General features: G+C 63.7%; 21 protein-coding genes. 14 read left to right on the forward strand and 7 right to left on the reverse strand.

Annotated features, from left to right (window positions below; genetic code table 11):
• The first annotated feature begins 3 nt into the window (after positions 1 to 3).
• A complete protein-coding gene (locus CUJ90_RS01440) occupies positions 4 to 1,356 on the forward strand; it encodes a sigma-54-dependent transcriptional regulator (protein WP_073429351.1) in 1,353 nt (450 codons plus the stop codon).
• A 77-nt stretch (positions 1,357 to 1,433) separates the two neighbouring features.
• Here the strand turns inward: CUJ90_RS01440 and CUJ90_RS01445 are convergent, their stop codons facing one another.
• Positions 1,434 to 1,964: a TlpA disulfide reductase family protein gene (locus CUJ90_RS01445; RefSeq protein ID WP_114161809.1), complete on the reverse strand. Its 531-nt coding sequence runs from the start codon at positions 1,962 to 1,964 to the stop codon at positions 1,434 to 1,436.
• Between the two features lie 188 nt (positions 1,965 to 2,152).
• Between CUJ90_RS01445 and CUJ90_RS01450 the strand changes: the two genes are divergently transcribed.
• Complete coding sequence (locus CUJ90_RS01450; RefSeq protein WP_244219953.1) at positions 2,153 to 2,836, forward strand: hypothetical protein; 684 nt, start codon at positions 2,153 to 2,155, stop codon at positions 2,834 to 2,836.
• Positions 2,837 to 3,169: 333 nt separating this feature from the next.
• Here the strand turns inward: CUJ90_RS01450 and CUJ90_RS01455 are convergent, their stop codons facing one another.
• Both CUJ90_RS01455 and CUJ90_RS01460 read right to left on the reverse strand, forming a co-directional pair.
• Positions 3,170 to 4,765: a YifB family Mg chelatase-like AAA ATPase gene (locus tag CUJ90_RS01455; RefSeq protein WP_114161810.1), complete on the reverse strand. Its 1,596-nt coding sequence runs from the start codon at positions 4,763 to 4,765 to the stop codon at positions 3,170 to 3,172.
• A 120-nt stretch (positions 4,766 to 4,885) separates the two neighbouring features.
• Positions 4,886 to 5,140: an accessory factor UbiK family protein gene (locus CUJ90_RS01460; RefSeq protein ID WP_073429355.1), complete on the reverse strand. Its 255-nt coding sequence runs from the start codon at positions 5,138 to 5,140 to the stop codon at positions 4,886 to 4,888.
• Between the two features lie 396 nt (positions 5,141 to 5,536).
• On the opposite strand from CUJ90_RS01460, the gene CUJ90_RS01465 reads away from it, so the two are divergent.
• The 7 genes from CUJ90_RS01465 (at position 5,537) to ptsP (ending at position 13,234) form a co-directional block, all read left to right on the forward strand.
• On the forward strand, positions 5,537 to 5,875 hold the full coding sequence (locus tag CUJ90_RS01465) for a P-II family nitrogen regulator (protein ID WP_006048089.1): 339 nt from the start codon (positions 5,537 to 5,539) through the stop codon (positions 5,873 to 5,875).
• 44 nt (positions 5,876 to 5,919) lie between these two features.
• A complete protein-coding gene (locus tag CUJ90_RS01470) occupies positions 5,920 to 7,416 on the forward strand; it encodes an ammonium transporter (protein WP_114161811.1) in 1,497 nt (498 codons plus the stop codon).
• A 245-nt stretch (positions 7,417 to 7,661) separates the two neighbouring features.
• The gene (gene gshA, locus CUJ90_RS01475) at positions 7,662 to 8,951 is read left to right on the forward strand and encodes a glutamate--cysteine ligase (protein WP_073429357.1); all 1,290 of its coding nucleotides are present in this window, start codon (positions 7,662 to 7,664) and stop codon (positions 8,949 to 8,951) included.
• A 101-nt stretch (positions 8,952 to 9,052) separates the two neighbouring features.
• Positions 9,053 to 10,009, forward strand: a complete 957-nt coding sequence (gshB, locus tag CUJ90_RS01480; protein ID WP_073429358.1) for a glutathione synthase — start codon at positions 9,053 to 9,055, stop codon at positions 10,007 to 10,009.
• A gap of 332 nt (positions 10,010 to 10,341) precedes the next feature.
• Positions 10,342 to 10,860: a PTS sugar transporter subunit IIA gene (locus tag CUJ90_RS01485; RefSeq protein ID WP_073429359.1), complete on the forward strand. Its 519-nt coding sequence runs from the start codon at positions 10,342 to 10,344 to the stop codon at positions 10,858 to 10,860.
• Between the two features lie 107 nt (positions 10,861 to 10,967).
• Complete coding sequence (locus tag CUJ90_RS01490; RefSeq protein WP_054035732.1) at positions 10,968 to 11,237, forward strand: HPr family phosphocarrier protein; 270 nt, start codon at positions 10,968 to 10,970, stop codon at positions 11,235 to 11,237.
• A gap of 248 nt (positions 11,238 to 11,485) precedes the next feature.
• Positions 11,486 to 13,234 (forward strand): phosphoenolpyruvate--protein phosphotransferase, encoded by a 1,749-nt coding sequence (gene ptsP, locus CUJ90_RS01495; RefSeq protein WP_083084756.1) that lies wholly within the window; start codon positions 11,486 to 11,488, stop codon positions 13,232 to 13,234.
• Positions 13,235 to 13,315: 81 nt separating this feature from the next.
• Here the strand turns inward: ptsP and CUJ90_RS01500 are convergent, their stop codons facing one another.
• The 3 genes from CUJ90_RS01500 to gpmA all read right to left on the reverse strand — a co-directional run bounded on the left by CUJ90_RS01500 (position 13,316) and on the right by gpmA (position 16,882).
• Positions 13,316 to 14,074 carry a HesA/MoeB/ThiF family protein gene (locus CUJ90_RS01500; RefSeq protein WP_114161812.1) on the reverse strand — a complete coding sequence of 253 codons (759 nt, stop codon included), beginning with the start codon at positions 14,072 to 14,074 and terminating at the stop codon, positions 13,316 to 13,318.
• A gap of 184 nt (positions 14,075 to 14,258) precedes the next feature.
• Entirely contained in the window at positions 14,259 to 15,839 is a 1,581-nt protein-coding gene (locus tag CUJ90_RS01505; RefSeq protein ID WP_083084753.1) for a S41 family peptidase, read from the reverse strand.
• A 296-nt stretch (positions 15,840 to 16,135) separates the two neighbouring features.
• Positions 16,136 to 16,882, reverse strand: coding sequence for a 2,3-diphosphoglycerate-dependent phosphoglycerate mutase (gene gpmA, locus CUJ90_RS01510; RefSeq protein ID WP_073429363.1), 747 nt, complete (start codon positions 16,880 to 16,882; stop codon positions 16,136 to 16,138).
• A 137-nt stretch (positions 16,883 to 17,019) separates the two neighbouring features.
• Here gpmA and CUJ90_RS01515 point away from each other — a divergent pair, with 137 nt between their 5' ends.
• From CUJ90_RS01515 to CUJ90_RS01535, 5 genes are all read left to right on the forward strand, one after another.
• Positions 17,020 to 17,445, forward strand: a complete 426-nt coding sequence (locus CUJ90_RS01515) for a rhodanese-like domain-containing protein (RefSeq protein ID WP_073429450.1) — start codon at positions 17,020 to 17,022, stop codon at positions 17,443 to 17,445.
• On the forward strand, positions 17,442 to 17,705 hold the full coding sequence (gene grxC, locus CUJ90_RS01520; protein WP_073429364.1) for a glutaredoxin 3: 264 nt from the start codon (positions 17,442 to 17,444) through the stop codon (positions 17,703 to 17,705). Before CUJ90_RS01515 ends, grxC begins: the two co-directional genes overlap by 4 nt.
• Before the next feature lie 153 nt (positions 17,706 to 17,858).
• On the forward strand, positions 17,859 to 18,329 hold the full coding sequence (secB, locus tag CUJ90_RS01525) for a protein-export chaperone SecB (RefSeq protein WP_073429365.1): 471 nt from the start codon (positions 17,859 to 17,861) through the stop codon (positions 18,327 to 18,329).
• Positions 18,330 to 18,351: 22 nt separating this feature from the next.
• Positions 18,352 to 19,350 carry an NAD(P)H-dependent glycerol-3-phosphate dehydrogenase gene (locus CUJ90_RS01530; RefSeq protein WP_083084752.1) on the forward strand — a complete coding sequence of 333 codons (999 nt, stop codon included), beginning with the start codon at positions 18,352 to 18,354 and terminating at the stop codon, positions 19,348 to 19,350.
• A gap of 109 nt (positions 19,351 to 19,459) precedes the next feature.
• Entirely contained in the window at positions 19,460 to 20,008 is a 549-nt protein-coding gene (locus tag CUJ90_RS01535) for an O-acetyl-ADP-ribose deacetylase (RefSeq protein WP_114161813.1), read from the forward strand.
• On the opposite strand, the gene trmL is transcribed toward CUJ90_RS01535, so the two are convergent.
• Positions 19,981 to 20,451 (reverse strand): tRNA (uridine(34)/cytosine(34)/5-carboxymethylaminomethyluridine(34)-2'-O)-methyltransferase TrmL, encoded by a 471-nt coding sequence (gene trmL / locus CUJ90_RS01540; protein WP_114161814.1) that lies wholly within the window; start codon positions 20,449 to 20,451, stop codon positions 19,981 to 19,983. The two genes, CUJ90_RS01535 and trmL, sit on opposite strands and share 28 nt — an antisense overlap.
• Positions 20,452 to 20,461 lie beyond the last annotated feature (10 nt).

Raw genomic sequence — 20,461 nt, forward strand, 5'->3', positions numbered from 1 at the left:
ACAATGGTGAACCACGGCTTGCAAGTGCTGTATATCGAAGACGACGAACTCGTGCGGCGCGCCAGCGTGCAGAGTTTGCAACTCGCCGGCTTCGACGTGATCGGCCATGCGTCGGTGGAATCCGCGGCGAAGACGATCAGCGCGGATTTCTCCGGCGTGATCGTCAGCGATATTCGCTTGCCCGGCGCGAGCGGTCTCGATCTGCTCGCGCAATGCCACGAGCGCGCGCCCGACGTGCCGGTGATTCTGGTCACCGGTCACGGCGATATTTCGATGGCCGTGCAGGCGATGCGCGACGGCGCGTATGACTTCATCGAAAAGCCGTTTGCGTCCGAACGTCTGATCGAAACCGTGCGGCGCGCGCTGGAGCGCCGCAAGCTGGTGCTCGAAAACCTCGCGCTGCGGCGCGAGTTGGCGGAACAGAATTCGGTGGCGCCGCGCATCATCGGCCGCAGCCCGGCGATCGAGCAGGTGCGGCGGCTGATCGCGAACGTTGCGCCGACCGATGCATCGGTGCTCATCAACGGCGACACCGGCGCGGGCAAGGAATTGATCGCGCGCAGTCTGCACGAGTTGTCGCCGCGGCGTGACAAGCCGTTTATCGCGGTGAATTGCGGCGCGCTGCCGGAGCCGATGTTCGAGTCGGAAATGTTCGGCTACGAACCGGGCGCCTTCACCGGCGCGGCGAAGCGCCGCATCGGCAAGCTCGAACATGCGTCGGGCGGCACGCTGTTTCTCGACGAAATCGAAAGCATGCCGCTCGCGTTGCAGGTCAAGCTGCTGCGCGTGCTGCAGGACGGCGTGCTGGAACGGCTCGGCTCGAATCAGCCGATCCGCGTGAATTGCCGCGTGGTTGCCGCGGCGAAAGGCGACATGGCCGAGCATGTCGCGGACGGCTCGTTCCGCCGCGATCTGCTGTACCGGCTGAATGTGGTGACGATCGCGTTGCCGCCGTTGGGCGAGCGGCGCGAGGACATCGTGCCGCTCTTCGAGCACTTTCTACTCGACGCGGCCGTGCGTTATCAACGCCCGGCGCCGATCCTCACCGATCGTCAGCGCGCGAGCCTGATGCAGCGCGACTGGCCGGGCAACGTGCGTGAGTTGCGCAATGCCGCCGACCGTTTCGTGCTCGGCGTCGCCGAAGATCCGGTGATGTCCTTCGCCGATGACGGCGCGCCCACTCAGCCGCTGAAGGAACGCGTCGAGCAGTTCGAGCGCGCGGTGATCGCCGAGGCGTTGGAGCAGACGGGCGGCGTAGTCGCGGTCGCGGCGGACAAGCTGCAGCTCGGCAAGGCGACGCTCTACGAGAAGATCAAGCGGTATGGCCTCGCGGCCAAGGGGGAAGGGGAGCGGTGAGGATTTGAAGCGCCGGCCAAGGAGATGCCAGGCCGGCGCGTTTGAGTCAGGTTGGAACGTAGGAACCTCGCCTGCGTTCAGGCCGCGTTCAGCGCTTTTTCCAGCAGCTTGTCGAGTTCCGCGAATTGCGGCTCGCCGACGTAGCGCTTCAGAATCTTGCCGTCCTTGTCGACCAGGAACGTGGTGGGCGTGAGCTGCACGTTACCGAACTGCTTCGCGGCCGAGCCGTCGTCCATGGCCACCTTGAACGGCAACTGACGGGTTTGCGTGTAGTTGGTCACGTACATCGGCGCGTCGTAACTCATCGCGACGGCGACGAATTCAAGCCCCTGGCCCTTGAAGCGGTTGTACGTCTGGACCATCTGCGGCATTTCCTTCATGCAGGTGTCGCAGCTCGTCGCCCAGAAGTTGACCAGATAAACCTTGCCTTTCAGGTCGGCGGTCGAGATTTTTTGGCCGGAGAGCAGCGTGAAGGTGGCGTCGGGTACGCGCTGCTGACCCGCAAACGCGAAATAGCCGGCGATCGCGATTGCGACGGCCACGGCGGCGATGATGAGGTAGCGAACCGGACTCGCGCGCCGGGCGGCGGTGGACGGGGTGGTGCTCATTGGGGTGGAACTCATGAACGGAACCTCGAGAGTCGCGCGGAACGCGCGGAACAGTGCGCCGGTTCGGGCTTTTCAGCCCGGTGCAGCATGACTGCCGCCATTGTAGCCCCAATCCGTCGGCGCGGCAGGACGCGGGCCGGGAGCGGATAATAGGGTTTTCCGCTTCCGTCAGTCCGATCTTCCGCCCCATGTTCCGAACCGTTTCGCTCGTTTTTCATCACGTTTTCCATCTGTTCGCTCGAATTTCTTCTGCCCGCTCGTTCGTTCGCCGCTCGCAAGACCGTTTTTCGACTAACTGTCGTTCCGCCGACGGCACTTTGCGCTTGCGGCGGGCCCGGACGGTGATCGGCACGGCGGCCTGCATGCTGGCACTCAGCGCGGCTTTGTCGGCATGTTCGCCCGCTTTCGACTGGCGCACCGTGGCGAACAGCGACAACGGCTACACCATCGACCTGCCTGCCAAGCCGGGCAACGATCAGCGAACGGTGCAGATCGACGGCACGCCGATGCAGATGGCGATGCAGACCGCCGAAGCCGGCGACGCCGTATTCGCGGTGGGCACCGTGATGCTGCCGAACGATGACGAGACGACGCAGCGCGCCGTGCTCGAATTCCTGCGCACCGGTCTTGCCCATAACGTGGGCGCCGCGCCCGTCACCCATGCGGTGCAAATCCCGCTTGCCGCAGGCGGCCAGGTGCTGGGGCTGGAAATGAAAGTGAGCGGCGAGGCCGGTTCCCAGCATGAATCGCGCACCGTCTATGCACGGCTGGCAGCACGCGGGCGGCACGTTTATCAAGCCGCGATCATTACGTCGAAACCATTGCAACAGGAGCAGATCGACCAATTCTTTTCGTCGTTCCATCTGTATTGAAAACGGTAGTTTTGGCCGACGAGGCGTCGCGCCGGTTCATCATGCACAGTGAAAGTTCCTTCGCAGCATCGTGCGCTAATTGCCGGTTTACGTTGAAGTTTTCCCGTTGCACAGACGCCCTGTGGATAACTCTGTTGAGAACTCCGCTTTAATTGCCGCAAATGCCCATCCGGTGGGCACTCCGTCAGTTTCACTTCGCCCGCGCCGGTTGAAAAAACGCAATCGAATCAACGGTCTTTCGTTGAATCGCGCGCCGCACCTTTCACATGTTTCAAAAGTTTGCAGGAACGCGCGAATGTGCATAAGTCAAGTCTTGACAGCATGTTTTTCGCTTTATATCGGGCCCAACGCCCGGCGATATTGGACGGCTTCACCGATTTGCGCGGCGCTCGGCATGGCGGCGCCCGCGAGATCGGCGATGCTCCGGGCCACCTTCAGCACGCGGTAATAAGCCCGCGCGGACCAGCCGAAGCGCTCGCCTGCCTCGCGCAGCAGCGCTTCGCCCGTTGCGTCCGGCCGGCAGACTTCGTCCACCTCGCGCCCGCTCAGTTCGCGGTTGGTTTTGCCCTGCCGGCTCAGTTGCCGTTCGCGCGCGGCGTTCACCCGCTCTGCGATCGTCGCGCTCGTCTCGCCCGTCGCAGTCGATCGGGCCGATAACTCAGCCGGCGTGAGCGCCGGAATTTCGAGCTGGATATCGATGCGGTCCAGCAACGGCCCCGACAGTTTGCGCAGATAGCGCGCGGCGATCTCCGGCGTGCAGCGGCAGCGGCCGTTGGGGTCGCCGCGCCATCCGCACGGGCAGGGATTCATCGCGGCGATCAATTGGCATGCCGCCGGAAAATCCGCCTGCAAGGCGGCGCGTGAGATCGTGATGCGACCCGCTTCCAGCGGTTCACGCAGCGTTTCCAGCACGTGGCGATCGAATTCGGGCAGTTCGTCGAGAAACAACACGCCCAGATGCGCCAGCGTGATCTCGCCCGATTGCGGTGGGTTGCGGCCGCCGACCAACGCCGCGGCACTCGATGAATGATGCGGCGCGCGAAACGGCCGTTGCCGCCATTGCGAGGGAGTAAAACCGGCCCGGCTCGCGGACAGTAGCGCGGCGGAGCTGAGCGCTTCGTCGTCGGTCATGGGCGGCAGCAAGCTCGGCAAACGGGCGGCGAGCATCGACTTGCCGGCGCCGGGCGGCCCGATCAGCAGGACGTGATGTCCGCCCGCCGCCGCGACTTCCAGCGCGCGGCGCGCGCCGCGCTGGCCGATCACGTCGCTCATGTCAGGTGCGGCGACTGGCGCCGTTTCGCCGAGGTCGGGTGCGGCGACAGGGTAGAGCCGCGCGTCGGGCGCGCCCGCCAGATGTGCGCATAACGATGGCAGATCGGCGGCGCCATAGACGTCGACGCCGGGCACCAGCGCCGCTTCCGCGGCGCTTGCGACCGGCAGATAGAGTTGCGGCGTGTGCGGTGCCGGCAAACCGGCTGCCGCGAACTCGCCCGGTGTGACGGAAAGTGCGCCGCCCCCGCCAAGCGCGACGCCGCCGCGCGCCGTGCCGCACGCCATCGCAAAAGCACCGCGCATCGGCCGTAGCGCGCCGGTCAGCGACAGTTCGCCGGCGAATTCCCGATGCAGCAGGGATTCGGCTGAAATCTGGCCGCTCGCCGCGAGAATGCCCAAGGCGATCGGCAGGTCGAAGCGGCCGGACTCCTTTGGCAAATCGGCGGGAGCGAGGTTGACGGTAATCCGCCGCACAGGAAAGTCGAAGCCGCAGTTCTGCAGCGCCGCGCGTACGCGCTCGCGGCTTTCGCGCACTTCCAGATCGGGCAGGCCGACGATCGAGAAAGAGGGTAATCCGTTGGCGAGGTGAACCTCGACGGTAACTTCGGGCGCGCGGCCAGAGGCCGGCGCGCGACTGCGCACCACGGCAAGCGACATGTTTTCTCCCGTCGGACAGCGCGCCGGGGTGCGCGCAAGTCCCCTAAAACGCTGATGACGTCACGGCTCGCTTGCCAGTGATGTGCAGCACTGCGCAGCTAATGCGCGGCGAGCAAAGCCTTACGGCGTTTGCGTGACCGGCAGCTTCTGCTCGAGTTCGGCGACGCGGCGCTCCAGTTCCTCGAGGCGAGCGCGCGTGCGCACCAGCACCTGAGTCTGCGTATCGAATTCCTCGCGCGTGACCAGGTCGAGTTTCGAGAAGCCTTGCGACAGCATGGCTTTCAAATTGCGTTCGACGTCCTTGGCCGGTGAGTTCTTGAACAGCTCGCTCATGCGGGCCTGAAAGTCGTTGAAGACATCGTTCGGTTGTTTCATGGTGTTCCCTTTTCTGCACAGAAAATGTGCATGTTTCATTGCGGCTGTGCCTTGCTGCGCGAAATGCTCAATCTTGGTGCATGACCGGTTGTATGAGGTGTTCTCATGGGCGGCTTTGGTGCGCATCCGGCTGTTCCACGCCGTCAGAACACTCTAGCAACGATCAATAAGCCGCGCCAGCGTGCGCCGACAACGTTGGCCGTCCGGCCAGGCACGCTTGAGCCCTTGCGCAGCGTGCCCCCACGCGAAGTCTGACACAACATGGCATGCGAGTTGCTGTTACTGCCCCGCGCGCACTGCCGGTAGCGTTTTGCCGACAGCGGAACGAGACCACGCGAAGGGGTTACGGGTACGCAAACAGGTTACGAACGGGTTACGCAACTTAGCGAGGATTTCATGAAGCTCATTACCGCAATCATCAAGCCGTTCAAGCTCGATGAGGCGCGCGAAGCCTTGTCGGCCATCGGCGTCTCGGGCATCACGGTGACGGAAGTGAAAGGGTTCGGCCGTCAGAAGGGCCATACGGAACTGTATCGGGGCGCTGAATACGTCGTCGATTTCCTGCCGAAGGTGAAGATCGAGGCAGCCGTCTCGGACGACATCGTCGACCAGGCGATCGAGGCACTCGAGCGCGCGGCACGCACCGGCAAAATCGGCGACGGCAAGATTTTCGTCACGCCGATCGAACAGGTGATTCGAATCCGCACCGGGGAGACCGGCGCGGACGCCCTGTAACACTAAAAGATAGCGACACAGATAGCGATAAGAGGAAACGAAAGATGCGCAAATTATTGATGTCCTTGCTGATGGCCGGTTCGCTGCTTGCGGGCGGTATCGGCGCCGCCCTCGCGGACGACGCTTCCGCCCCGGCAGCCGCCTCGGCCGCTGCTTCCGATACGGCCGCCAGCGCGCCGGCAGCGGATGCATCGGCTCCGGCCGCGGCCTCGGCGCCGGCAGCGGACGCTTCCGCCGCCCCGGCCGCCAGCGCCGCAGCCGCGCCCGCAGCATCGGACGCCGCACCGGCCGCGCCGACCGCGCCGTTCTCGGTCGATTCGTCGAAGATCAATTCGGGCGATACCGCCTGGATGCTGACCTCCACCGCGCTCGTGCTGTTCATGACGATCCCCGGTCTCGCGCTGTTCTACGGCGGCATGGTCCGCAAGAAGAACGTGCTCGCCACGCTGATGCAAAGCTTCGCGATCACCTGCCTCGTGACGATCATCTGGGGCGTGGTGGGCTACAGCCTCGCGTTCACGCCGGGCGGCTCGTTCATCGGCGGCTTCTCGCGCGTATTCATGTCCGGCATGAACTACATCAAGGGCGACAAGGCCACGACGCTGACCGTCAGCCATCTGGCCCAGACGATCCCGGAAACGGTCTACTTCGTCTACCAGATGACGTTCGCGATCATCACGCCGGCGCTGATCACCGGCGCGTTTGCCGACCGGATGAAATTCTCGGCGATGCTGGTGTTCATGACGCTGTGGTCGATCATCGTCTACTCGCCGATCGCGCACATGGTCTGGGAACCGACCGGCTGGCTGGCTAGCGCCGGCATCCTCGACTTCGCGGGCGGCACGGTGGTGCACATCAACGCGGGTGTCGCGGGTCTGGTCTGCTGCCTCGTGCTCGGTAAGCGCGTCGGCTACGGCAAGGAAGTGATGGCGCCGCACAACCTGACGCTCACGCTGATCGGCGCGTCCATGCTGTGGGTGGGCTGGTTCGGCTTCAACGCTGGTTCCGCGGTGGCGGCTGACGGCCGTGCCGGTTTCGCGATGTTCGCGACGCAAATCGCAACGGCGGCAGCAGCGCTGGCGTGGATGTTCGTCGAATGGGCGGCCAAGGGTAAGCCGTCGGTGCTCGGTATCGTGTCGGGCGCGGTGGCGGGTCTGGTGGCCATTACGCCGGCTTCGGGCTTCGTCGGCATGACGGGTTCGCTGGTGATCGGCATCGTGGCCGGCGTGGTCTGCTTCTGGTCGGCAACGTGGCTCAAGCACAAGCTCGGTTACGACGATTCGCTCGACGCGTTCGGCGTGCACTGCATCGGCGGCATCGTGGGTGCGCTCCTGACCGGCGTGTTCGCGGTCAAGGACATCGGCGGCTTCGACGGCAGCGTCCTTCTGCAAGCCAAGGGCGTGGTGACGACGCTGGTCTACAGCGGCGTCGTGAGCTTCATCCTGCTGAAGGTCATCGACATGGTGATGGGCATCCGCGTGACGGAAGAACAGGAACGCGAAGGTCTGGACGTGACCCTGCACGGCGAACACGTCGAATAAGAAAACATGCGCAAGCCCGGCTTCAGGGCTTGAACAATCAGAATCAAGCACAGCGACTTTGGCCCGCCTTCATGGCGGGCTTTTTTCTTGCTGAAAGAGTTGTTCCGTCTTGTGAGCAACAGTTTTCCCCACCTATCATGACGATAGTGAGAATGCATTCGTATCGGCTTGCGAATGGAGAAACCGTCCCCAAATGGGCAAAGCATTTGCTCTACAATCTTTTTTCTCCAGTCTGCGAGTGATCAATGGTTCCGCACCTAGTTACGGCGTTAAACGGCCCGCTGCTCGACCTCGAGCGGAAGATCCTCGACGCTACGCCCGCTATCGAACGCTGGTTCCGGCTCGAATGGCAGGAGCACACGCCGCCTTTCTACTGTTCGGTCGATCTGCGTAATGCGGGTTTCAAGCTGGCGCCGGTCGACACCAATCTGTTCCCCGGCGCATTCAACAATCTGCCGCAGGAAGTGTTGCCGCTCGCCGTGCAGGCCGCGATGGCGTCGATCGAGAAGATCTGCCCTGACGCGAAAAACCTGCTTGTGATTCCCGAGCGCCACACCCGCAACGCGTTTTATCTCGAGAACGTCGCCCGGTTGGCCGCGATCATGCGCCAGGCCGGCCTGAACGTGCGTTTCGGCACGCTCGACGAAAGCATCGTCGGGCCGGTCACGATCGCGCTCTCCGACGGGCAGAAGCTCGTGCTCGAACCGCTCGAGCGCACGCCGCGGCGGCTCGGCCTGAAGAACTTCGATCCGTGCTCGATTCTTCTGAACAACGATCTGTCCGCCGGCATTCCGCCCGTGCTGGAAAATCTGCACGAGCAGTATCTGCTGCCGCCGTTGCATGCCGGTTGGGCGGTTCGGCGCAAATCCACGCATTTCTCCTGCTATGACGACGTTGCGAAGAAATTCGCCAAGATGGTCGAGATCGATCCGTGGATGATCAATCCGTACTTCGCGCACGTCGAAGGCGTCGATTTCCAGGAGCGTACCGGTGAGGAAGCGCTGGCCGATGCGATCGACGGCGTTCTGAAAAAGATCGCCAAGAAGTATCGCGAGTACGGCATCTCCGAAAAACCGTATGTCGTCATCAAGTCTGACGCGGGCACCTACGGCATGAGCGTGATGACCGTGCACGACGCGTCGGAAGTGGCCGCGCTCACCAAGCGCGAACGCGCCAAGATGGCGGCCACGAAAGACGGCCTCGAAGTGCACGACGTGATCGTGCAGGAAGGCGTGTACACCTTCGAGCGGATCGGCGAAGAGGTCGCCGAGCCGGTCGTGTACATGATTGACCGCTATGTGGTGGGCGGCTTCTACCGCGTGCACGGCAGCCGCGAGCGCGATCAGAATCTGAACGCGCCGGGCATGCACTTCGTGCCGCTCGGCTTCGAGCATACGGCGCTGCCGGATGCGCACGCGAAGCCCGGCGCGGCGCCGCCGAACCGCTTCTACATGTATGGCGTGGTGGCGCGGCTCGGGTTGCTGGCCGCATCGGTCGAACTGGAAAAGACCGATCCCGAAGCGATTCAGGTCTAACCACCTTGGGTGGCCGATGGCGGCATGCGTGCCGCCATCGTCATTTTCAACGAGTATATTGACGTTCAATGCCAAGCCCGTCAGGGCGCACCGGGACCTTCATGGACATTCTCTTCATCGCCGATCCGCTCACGCAATTCAAGATCTACAAAGACTCGACCTACGCGATGATGGCCGAAGCCGCGCGCCGCGGCCACACGCTTCACACGTGCGAGCCGAAGCATCTGGCGTGGACGGGCGGCGACGTCGAGGCGAACGTGCGGCGCTTCGCGATCGCGGGCGACGTGACCGATCTGCATCGCGACACCTGGTACGCTGCCGAGGCCGCCGCGCCACGCTCGCTGAAAAGCTTCAGCGCGGTGGTGATGCGCAAGGACCCGCCGTTCGACATGGAATACGTCACGTCGACGTGGCTGCTGGAAATGGCGGAACGCGGCGGCGCGCGCATCTTCAACAAGCCGCAGGCGATTCGCGATCACTCGGAAAAGCTCGCGATCGGCGAGTTCGCGGAGTTCGTCGCACCGACCTTGGTCACGCGCGACGCGGCTCGCTTGCGCGCTTTCCACGAAGAGCACGGCGATGTGATCCTGAAGCCGCTCGACGGCATGGGCGGCATGGGCGTGTTCCGTGTGAAGGCCGACGGCATGAATCTCGGCTCGATCATCGAAATGCTGAGTCACGACGGCGCACGCTCGGTGATGGCGCAAAAATTCATTCCGGAGATCAAGGAAGGCGACAAGCGCATTCTGCTGATCGGCGGCGAAGCGGTGCCGTTTTCTCTCGCGCGCATTCCCCAGGGCAACGAGGTGCGCGGCAATCTGGCCGCGGGCGGGCTGGGCGTGGCGCGCCCGCTCACCGATCACGATCGCAAGATCGCCGGCACGCTTGCGCCCGTGCTGGCGGCGCGCGGTTTGCTGCTGGTCGGACTGGACGCGATCGGCGACTGGCTGACCGAAGTCAACGTGACGAGCCCGACGTGTTTTCGCGAGATCATGGATCAGACCGGCTTCGACGTCGCGGCCATGTTCATCGACGCGCTGGAGCGGGCGGTCGGCTGAGGCACTGCCCTTGATTGGACGCCATGGCCCCCAAACTATGTAGTAACTCCGCGCGGGGCGAAACGCCCGCTTTGGCGCGAAAATGAGCCTGCTACAATGCCCGCTCCGCCGCGCCAAGCCGACTCGGTGGCGTCAGCCGGACGTCACGGGCATGGATTGCGGACTGTGAGCGAGCAGTTTTCCGCATGCGTCCCGGTTGGACCGGGCGTCGCGGGCCGCTCGTCAAAACGATGCGTTCCGGCCCTCATGGCCCACGGCCGGTCGAGGGCGCTTGGGATCCGGGCCTCGTCCCGGTCCACGGTTTGGGGCCGTTCTTTTGCAGTAAGGCTGACATGGCAGGCATTCTGATCATTGCGCACGCTCCGTTCGCCACCGCGTTGCGCGATTGCATTTCGCATATCTATGGTGGCTTGCCGGCTCGCATCGGCGTGATCGACGTATCGCCGGATTGCGATCCCGCACAAATGGTCTCGTTCGCCAATTCGGAAATCGAGCGGCTCAAGGAAGAGAACGGCGCGCTCGTGCTCACCGACATGTTCGGCGCCACGCCGGCGAATATCGCCGGGCGGCTCGCGTCGGTGCCGAATGTGCGCGTGCTGTGCGGCGTGAACCTGCCGATGCTGGTGCGTGCCGTCTGTTATCGCGCCACGCCGCTCGACACGCTGGTCGACAAGGCGCTCGCCGGCGCCACCAAGGGCGTGCATGCAATCGGCCCGGCCACCCCGCAGCCCGCCGCGGCTTGCGAACCGTGTTCGCCCGCGTTGCCGGCCGATGCCGCTGCTGGCGACTGTTTGCCCGCCTTGCCCCCCGAGGCCGATTTGACCCAGAAAACCGACTCCACGGGCTTGTAACCGGATCGAACGGCGTTCAAAGGGCGTCAAGCGATTTCAAAACGCATTGCAACCGGTTTGCAGTTTCATCCTTCACAACAACACTTACCCGCGCTTCGGACCATCACATGCTGCAACAGGAAACGACCATTGTGAACAAGCTAGGGCTGCACGCGCGTGCGTCGGCCAAGTTGACGCAACTCGCCGGCAACTACCAGGCGGAAATCTGGATGAGCCGCAACGGCCGCCGTATCAACGCCAAAAGCATCATGGGCGTGATGATGCTGGCAGCAGGCATTGGAAGCACCGTGCTGATCGAAACGGAAGGCACCGACGAAAAGGAAGCGATGGACGCACTGTTGAAACTGATCGCCGATAAATTCGGCGAGGGCCAGTGAGCTCGCGCGTCCACGTTGCGAAGAGCATCCACCACGCCGCGGCTGTCCGCGGCGTTTTTTTTAGCGCATGACAATGGGTGATTCGGCGTCCATGGAACCGATCGAAGATCGTTGCGGCTGCGACAATTCGTGCTGCGCTGCACACAGCCCCGGCGCCCGCGCGAGGGGCGTGGAATTTATAATGGCGACGAGAGTCTGAGAGCACTGCAGCGGTTTGCCGCGGCATCACACAACTAGAGGAGGTGCGCGTGTCCTTCACGCTGCATGGAATTCCCGTGTCACGCGGTATCGCCATTGGGCGGGCTTACCTGATCGCCCCGGCTGCACTCGACGTAGACCATTACCTGATCGAACCCGCTCAGATCGAGAGCGAGGTCGAGCGTTTCCGTGCGGCCCAGCAGTTCGTTCATGGCGAACTCGACACGCTGCGTGCCGACCTCGCCGCGGACGCGCCCAGCGAAATGGGCGCGTTCATCAACGTTCATTCAATGATCCTGAACGATGCGATGCTCGTGCAGGAAACCATCGACCTGATCCGCACGCGCCGTTATAACGTGGAGTGGGCGCTGACCGAACAGCTCGAGCGCCTGTCGCGCCATTTCGACGACATTGAGGACGAATACCTGCGTGAGCGCAAAGCCGACATCGAGCAGGTGGTGGAGCGCGTGTTGAAGGCGCTCGCGGGCGCGTCGGTGGCGCTGGTGGACGGTGTGCACGGCGCGTGCGACGAAATGATCGTGGTTGCGCACGACATCGCGCCGGCCGACATGATGCAATTCAAAACGCAAACGTTTCAGGGTTTCGTCACGGACCTCGGCGGCCGCACCTCGCATACGGCGATCGTCGCGCGCAGTCTCGGCATTCCGGCCGCGGTCGGCGTGCAGCACGCGAGTGCGCTGATCCGTCAGGACGACCTGATCATCGTCGACGGCGATCATGGCATCGTGATCGTCGATCCGGCGCCGATCGTGCTGGAAGAGTACTCGTATCGTCAAAGCGAAAAAGCGCTCGAACAGCGCAAGCTGCAGCGCCTGAAATTCTCGCCGACGCAAACCCTGTGCGGCACGCGTATCGAACTGTGCGCGAACATCGAACTGCCGGACGACGCGCGCGCGGCGCTCGATGCGGGCGCAACGGGTGTCGGACTGTTTCGCACCGAATTCCTGTTCATGAACCACAAGGACCGCTTGCCCGAGGAGGAGGAGCAGTTCGGCGCGTACCGTCGCGCGGTCGAGTTGATGAACGGCTTGCCGGTCACGATCCGCACGATCGACGTGGGCGCCGACAAGCCGCTCGACTCGATGGGTGGCGGCGATGGCTACGAAACCGCCGCGAATCCGGCTCTCGGACTGCGAGCGATTCGCTGGAGCCTTTCGGAGCCGCAGATGTTCCTCACGCAACTGCGCGCGATTTTGCGCGCGTCGGCGTTCGGCACAGTGAAGATCCTGGTTCCGATGCTCGCGCACGCGCAGGAAATCGACCAGACGCTCGATCTGATTCGCGAAGCCAAGCGTCAACTGGACGATGCCGGCATGGCCTACGATCCGAACGTGCAGGTCGGCGCAATGATCGAGATTCCGGCTGCGGCGATCGCGTTGCCGCTGTTTTTGAAGCGACTGGATTTCCTGTCGATCGGCACGAACGATCTGATTCAGTACACGCTGGCGATCGATCGCGCGGACAACTCGGTCGCGCATCTGTACGACCCGCTGCATCCGGCGGTGCTGCATCTGATCGCGTTCACGCTGCGCGAGGCGAAGCGGGCGGGGGTGCCGGTGTCGGTATGCGGCGAGATGGCGGGCGATCCGGCGTTGACGCGCCTACTGCTCGGCATGGGCCTCACCGAGTTCTCGATGCATCCGAGTCAACTGCTGGTGGTCAAGCAGGAAATTTTGCGCTCGCATCTGAAGACGCTGGAAAAGCCGGTGGCCGATGTGCTGGCTTCGTTCGAACCCGAAGAAGTGCAGGCCGCGCTCAAGCGCGTGGCGTTGGCTTAGCGAGGTTTGCCGGATCGGATCGGCTTCGAATGAACAAACGCCGCACATCTGCGGCGTTTGTTCATTCAGCGTCTTGCATGCTCAGTCCCGATGCTGTTCACCACACACTGGGCAATCCGGCTGGCGCGCAATGCGCATCGTGTTCCATTCCATCCGCAGCGAATCGAGCATCGTCAGGCGGCCCGTCAGCGGCGTGCCGATATTTCCGATCACTTTGAGCGCCTCCGCAGCCTGCATCGAACCGATGATGCCGACCGTCGGCGCGAACACGCCCATCGTCGAGCAGGCGACTTCCTCGAACGGCTGGTCTTCCGGAAACACACACGCGTAGCAGGGTGACGCGTCGTCACGAAAATCGAAGGTGCTGATCTGGCCGTCGAAGCGCAGTGCCGCGCCCGACACCAGCGGCACGCCGTGCCGCACGCAGGCGCGATTGATCGCGTGGCGCGTCGCGAAGTTATCGGTGCAATCGAGCACGACAGTCGCGTGCGGCACTTCGCGGTCGAGCCACGCGTCGTCGACGCGTTCCGCCACCGCGTTCACCGCGACCTCGGGATTGATCCGCGCGATCGCGTCGCGCCCGGATTCCACTTTTTTTCTGCCGACCGATGCCGTCACGTGCAGGATCTGCCGTTGCAGATTCGTGAGATCGACCGTATCCGCATCGACCAGCGTCAAATGGCCGACACCTGCCGCCGCGAGATACATCGCAGCGGGCGAACCGAGCCCGCCCGCGCCGACGACGATCGCGTGCGCGTCGATAAAGCGCTGCTGCGCCTCGATGCCGATTTCATCGACGAGGATATGGCGGGAATAGCGGAGGAGTTGGTCGTCGTTCATGGCGGGGCGCGTGAGTGTCGCGCAATGGAACGCAAACCGGCGGTTTGCGGCGCGCGTTTTCGTTGCTGTTATTTTAATCGCGCGAAGGGTGCGGCTTGCTGCGGGTTTTGCTGGAGCGTTTTTTCGTGTTCCGAGGCGTGTCTTCGCAGCAAGTTTCGCTGCGAAGACACGTCCGGTTTGCTGCTTACTTGGCCGGAGCCGAGGCCGGTGCGGCCGCCGAAGCCGGACCCGATGCGCCCGGAACCGGTTGAGTCGGCTTCACCGCCACCGGCGCGGAGGCCGATGTGGCCGGCTTGTTCTGTGCCAGACGCCGCTCGGTCAGCGACTTCGATTCCTGCACGGTCTTGCCTTGCAGCTTGTTCAAAGCCTGTTGCAGCATGAAGTCGTCGCCCGAACCGAACTCCACCGGCTTACGCTCACGATCCTTCTGACGCTGTTCAGGCGTCTTCTTGTCGTTCTGCTCCTCGAGCTGGCGCAACTGATCCATGCGTTCCTGTTCGCGCCGTTCCGCTTCCTTCTTCTCGTTCGGATCCTGGGTGTTCGCCAGGTGATTCGAGTAGTCGACTTCGCGAGTGACCAGCGCGTCGTCCGGATCGCCTTCGGCGTATTGATCCACCGCGATGTCAGGACGGATGCCCTTGTTTTGAATCGAACGGCCGCTCGGCGTGTAGTAGTACGCCGTGGTCAGGCGCAGCGCGGTTTCGGCCGTCATGGGCCGGACGGTTTGCACCGAGCCCTTGCCGAAGGTGGTCTTGCCGACGATCAGCGCGCGGTGCTGATCCTGCAGCGCGCCCGCGACGATTTCCGAAGCCGACGCCGAGTAGGCGTTGGTCAGCACGACCATCGGCACGGTCTTGAAGATCGGCGCTTCGTCCTTCAGCGGATCGCTGTCGAAGGATTGCAAGCGGTAGTTGTCGTAGGTGTCGCGATAGACCTGTTTCGAATCCGGAATCTGCCCGTTGGTGGACACCACCACCGAATTCGGCGGCAGGAATGCGCCCGCGACGCCGACCGCGCTTTGCAGCAGACCGCCGCCGTTGTTGCGCAGGTCGAGCACGAGACCCTTCAGGTTCGGCTGCTGACGCGCGATGTCCTGCAGCCGCGCGGCGAGGTCAGGCGTGGTGCGTTCCTGGAAGCTGGTGATGCGGACGTACGCATAGCCCGGCGCGAGGATCTTCATCTTGACCGACTGGACCTTGATGATCGCGCGCGTGACCGTGAGCGGGAACGTGCGGTCGTCGGTCTTGCGGAAAATGGTGAGCGTGACCTTGGTGCCCGGCTCGCCGCGCATCTGCTTGACCGCCTGGTCGAGCGTCATTCCGCGCACGGGCTTGTCGTTGATACGCGTGATCAGGTCGCCCGGGCGAATGCCAGCGCGGAACGCCGGCGTGTCTTCGATCGGCGAGATCACCTTGATCAGGCCGTCTTCCGACGAGATTTCGATGCCGAGCCCCGCGAAGCGACCCTTGGTCTGCTCCTGCAGTTCTTCGTAATCGGTCTTGTCGAGGTACGACGAGTGCGGGTCGAGGCTCGACACCATGCCCTTGATCGCGGCGGTGAGGAGCTTTTTGTCGTCGACCGGTTCGACGTACTCATGCTTGATCTGCCCGAACACTTCGGCAAAGAGCCTGAGCTGGTCCAGCGGCAGCGGGGTTGCCGTGGCGCTGGCGGGTTGCTGGGCCGAGGCCGAGAGTTGCAGGGTGGCAAATGCGCCAGTAGCAAGGCCCGCGGCAATCAGGCCGATAGTTTTCAGGTTCTTTCGCATAGAGTCTGTTGCGGTCGGAAGCGCGTGGCAGCGTCGATAGAGATGGGGACGGACAAGTATAACTGCACACCCGCGCACTCAGGGCGCGGTGCGGGCAATCGTGATTCGACAGCACATGCCGGGCCTGGTTCGACGGAATGTGCCCCACCGCCGAAGTCATGCACCGCAAGCGGCGGACGCCGGCCACGAGCGCGCCTGTGCGATGCTAGCCGCGTCTCTGCCGTTCGGCGCGGGGCTGCGCCGTTTGCCGCGCCCAGCCGTATTTTTCATCGGAGGGCGGCGGCCGGACGACGCGATCAGCCCGCCTTGCCTTGCTTGGCGACCGCGGCTTGCGCCTTCGCGATCGCTTCCTGGTCGCCCAGATAATAGTGCTTGATTGGCTTCAGATTCTCGTCGAGTTCATAGACGAGCGGCACGCCGTTCGGAATGTTCAGCCCGACGATGTCCGCGTCCGAAATATCGTCCAAATACTTCACCAGCGCGCGGATCGAGTTGCCGTGCGCCGCGATCACCACCTTGCGGCCCGACTTGATGGCCGGCGCGATCGACTCGTTCCACAGCGGCAGCACTCGCGCCACGGTGTCTTTCAGGCACTCGGTGAGCGGCAGTTGCTCGCGCGGCACCTTGGCATAGCGCGGATCGTCGTAGGGCGCGCGTTCGTCCGACGGCTCGAGCGCCGGCGGCGGCGTGTCGTAGCTGCGGCGCCAGACCAGCACCTGTTCGTCCCCAAACTTGGCGGCGGTTTCGGCCTTGTTCAGACCCGACAGCGCGCCATAATGACGCTCGTTCAGACGCCACGAATGCACCACCGGCAGGTACATCAGATCCATCTGATCCTGTACGTGCCACAAGGTGCGGATCGCGCGCTTGAGCACCGATGTGTAGGCGATGTCGAACGTGTAGTCCGATTCCTTCAGCAGCACGCCCGCTTGCTGCGCCTCACGATTACCCTGCTCGGTGAGGTCGACGTCGACCCAGCCCGTGAAGCGGTTTTCCTTGTTCCACGTCGATTCGCCGTGGCGGATGAGAACGAGTTTGTACATGAGATTGCCGGTCGGTAGTAAGGAAGCGGTAAAGCGCGGCGAGCTTGCTCGCGAGGAGCGTCGCCATCGCGTCAGACGGTTATTTTATAATGGCCGGATTGCCCTTTTCGATTTCTCTCTTTTTCGGCGGATTTTCCGTGAAGTTTTTCACTGATTACACAAACCTTGTACTGATCGCGATCGTCCTCATCTCCGGTGGGTTGCTGCTGTGGCCGACGATCAGCCGGCGCGGCCGCGGTGGCCTGTCGGCCGCTGAAGCCACGCAACTGATCAACCGGCGCAACGCGGCGGTCATCGATCTGCGGCCGTCCGCCGAGTTCGCCAAGGGTCATTTGCCCGCGGCGCGGCACCTGGAATTCGCGGAGCTGCAGGCGAAAGTCGCGCAGCTCGTGAAGAACAAGAGCAACCCGGTGCTGCTGGTCTGCCAGAACGGCCAGCAGTCGAACAAGGCGGCGCGTATCGTTCAGGATGCAGGGTACGCCGAAGTCCACGTTCTGGAAGGCGGCGTCGACGCCTGGCAGAAAGCCGGCATGCCGGTGGTGAAACAAGGAGTAGCCAAGTGAATAAAGTCATCATGTACAGCACGCAGGTGTGCCCGTATTGCCAGATGGCCGAACGTCTTTTAAAGTCGCGCGGCGTCGAGCACGTTGAGAAGGTACTGATCGACAAGGACCCGGCCCGCCGCGAGGAAATGATGACGCGGACCGGCCGCCGCACGGTGCCGCAGGTGTTCATCGGCGAGACGCATGTCGGCGGGTACGATGACCTTTCCGCGCTCGATCGCGCGGGCGGTTTGATGCCTCTGCTCGAAGAAGCCGCCTGAATTCGCGGCGCCCGCGCGCCGCATGAGCAGGGCGGGTGAAATACAAGCCGGCGCATCCCGGCCTTTACAGGGCGGGCGATGCGTCGCAACGATCTGGCGGCCCTTGAAGCCATGGGCCGCCGCTATGCACATCCATCAGGGAACCATTCAATCATGTCCGACGAGAATAACCAGCCGTTCTTCAACATCCAGCGCATCTACCTGAAGGACATGTCGCTCGAGCAGCCGAATTCGCCGGGCATCTTCCTCGAGCAGGAAATGCCCTCGGTCGAAGTCGAAGTCGACGTGAAGGCCGAACGCCTCGCCGACACCGTGTTCGAAATTCTCGTCACGGGCACGGTCACGGCCAAGGTGTCGGAGAAGGTCGCGTTCCTCATCGAAGCCAAGCAAGCCGGCATTTTCGACATCCGCAACATTCCGGCCGAACAGATCGATCCGCTGGTCGGCATTGCCTGCCCGACGATCCTGTTCCCATACCTGCGCTCGAACATCGCCGACGCAATTACCCGCGCCGGTTTCCCGCCGATCCATCTGGCCGAGATCAACTTCCAGGCGCTGTACGAGCAACGTCTCGCGCAAATGGGCGGCCAGGACGGCGCGGCGCAAAACGGCGTCACGCATTAACGCGCCACAGGCGGTGCCGGCTATGAAGGTCGCTGTACTCGGCGCCGGTGCATGGGGCACGGCCCTCGCCGGCCATCTGGCCGCGCGGCACGACACGGTGTTGTGGGCGCGCGAGCCAGCGCTCGTCGCCGAGCTCCGCGCTTCGCGCGAAAACGCCCGCTACCTGGCGGGCGTTGCCTTGCCGCCGGCACTTCGCTATGAAGCTGACCTGGGCGCGGCACTCGATCACGCGCTCGCCGACGACGCGTTATGCGTCGTCGCAACGCCCGTGGCCGGACTGCGCGGTCTCTTTCAGGCGATGCGGGATGCGGGCAAGGTGCCGGCGCACGTAATCTGGCTGTGCAAGGGTTTTGAAGCCGACTCGCAGTTGTTGCCGCATCAGGTGGTCGCAGCCGAACTGCCGGGGCATGGCAGCACCGGCGTACTCTCGGGTCCGAGTTTCGCGCGCGAAGTCGGCCAGGGCTTGCCGGTTGCGCTGACGATCGCGAGTGTGTCGGCGGCATGTCGCGAGCGCACGGTCGCCGCGTTCCATCACGGCGCCATGCGCATCTATACCGGCGACGACGTCGTCGGGGTGGAGGTGGGCGGCGCGGTGAAGAACGTGCTGGCGATCGCAACGGGCATCGCCGACGGTCTCGGTCTCGGTCTCAACGCACGCGCGGCGCTGATCACGCGCGGTCTCGCGGAAATGTCACGGCTGGGCGTGACGCTCGGCGGACGGGCCGAAACGTTCACCGGCTTGACCGGCCTCGGCGATCTGATTCTCACCGCAACGGGGGACCTGTCGCGCAATCGCACGGTCGGCATGCAACTCGCCGCGGGTCGTACGCTCGACGACATTCTCGGCGGCCTCGGTCACGTGGCCGAAGGCGTGCGTTGCGCGCAGGCCGTGCTGGCGATCGCGCGCGCTCACGCGATCGAGATGCCCATCACGCAAGCGGTGTGCGCCGTGCTGTTCGACGGCATAGCGCCTCGCGACGCCGTCAGCGCCCTGCTGCGGCGCGATTCCAAAGCCGAATAGGCGCCACCTTACAGTTCGAGTCTTCAACCGTTCAACGCGCAAAAGCGCTGAACGGTTGCCCCATCTCGCTGTCCACGTTTTATCGACGCTTCGGACCAGCGAGGTTCCCATGTTCACCTTCAATCGTTGCACGCTCGAAGCACGCGTGGTCGACATCACGACGCTCGGCGTGGATGCGATCGTCAACGCGGCGAATACGTCGTTGTTAGGCGGAGGCGGCGTGGATGGCGCGATTCATCGCGCGGCCGGCAAGGAGTTGCTGCATGAATGCGAGCAGCTCGGCGGCTGCGCGACCGGCGACGCGAAGCTCACCGGCGGCTACCGCCTGCCTGCCAAACATGTGGTCCATGCGGTCGGCCCGGTCTGGCGAGGCGGGGCGCACGGCGAAGCCGACCTGCTCGCGTCCTGCTATCAGCGTTCGCTCGAAGTGGCGCGCGAGGCGGATTGCAAGAGCATCGCGTTTCCCGCGATTAGCTGCGGCATCTACCGTTTCCCCGCCGACGAAGCGGTGCGGATTGCGGTCGGCACCGTACTCGAAAACTTGCCGCGCGCGCCGCGGATCGAGCGGGTGATATTCGCCTGTTTCGACGATGCAATGCTTGCGCGCTACGAAGCCGAATTGAAGCGCCGTCAGGCGCCGCCCTCGAAGCCGGTCTGACGCCAGGCCTCGAACACCACCACCGCCACCGTATTCGACAGATTCAGGCTGCGATTGCCGGGGCGCATCGGCAGACGCACGCGCTGCTCGTTGGCGAACTGGTCGAGCACCGAGTCGGGCAGGCCGCGCGTTTCGGCGCCGAACACGAACCAGTCGCCGGATTGAAACGCATGCTCGTGAAAGCGACCCGAGCCGCGCGTGGTGAAGGCGAACATACGCGCCGGGTCCGGCGATTCCTTGGCGACGAACGCCGGCCAATCGGCATGCACGTTCATTTGTGCATACTCGTGATAGTCGAGACCGGCGCGGCGCATCCTGGCGTCGTCGAGCGGAAAGCCGAGCGGTTCGATCAGATGCAGCCGCGCGCCCGTGTTGGCGCACAGACGGATGACGTTGCCGGTGTTCGGCGGAATTTCCGGTTCTACGAGAACGACGTTGAACATGATGAGACCA

The sequence above is a fragment of the Paraburkholderia terricola genome (assembly GCF_003330825.1).
Lineage (GTDB): Bacteria > Pseudomonadota > Gammaproteobacteria > Burkholderiales > Burkholderiaceae > Paraburkholderia > Paraburkholderia terricola.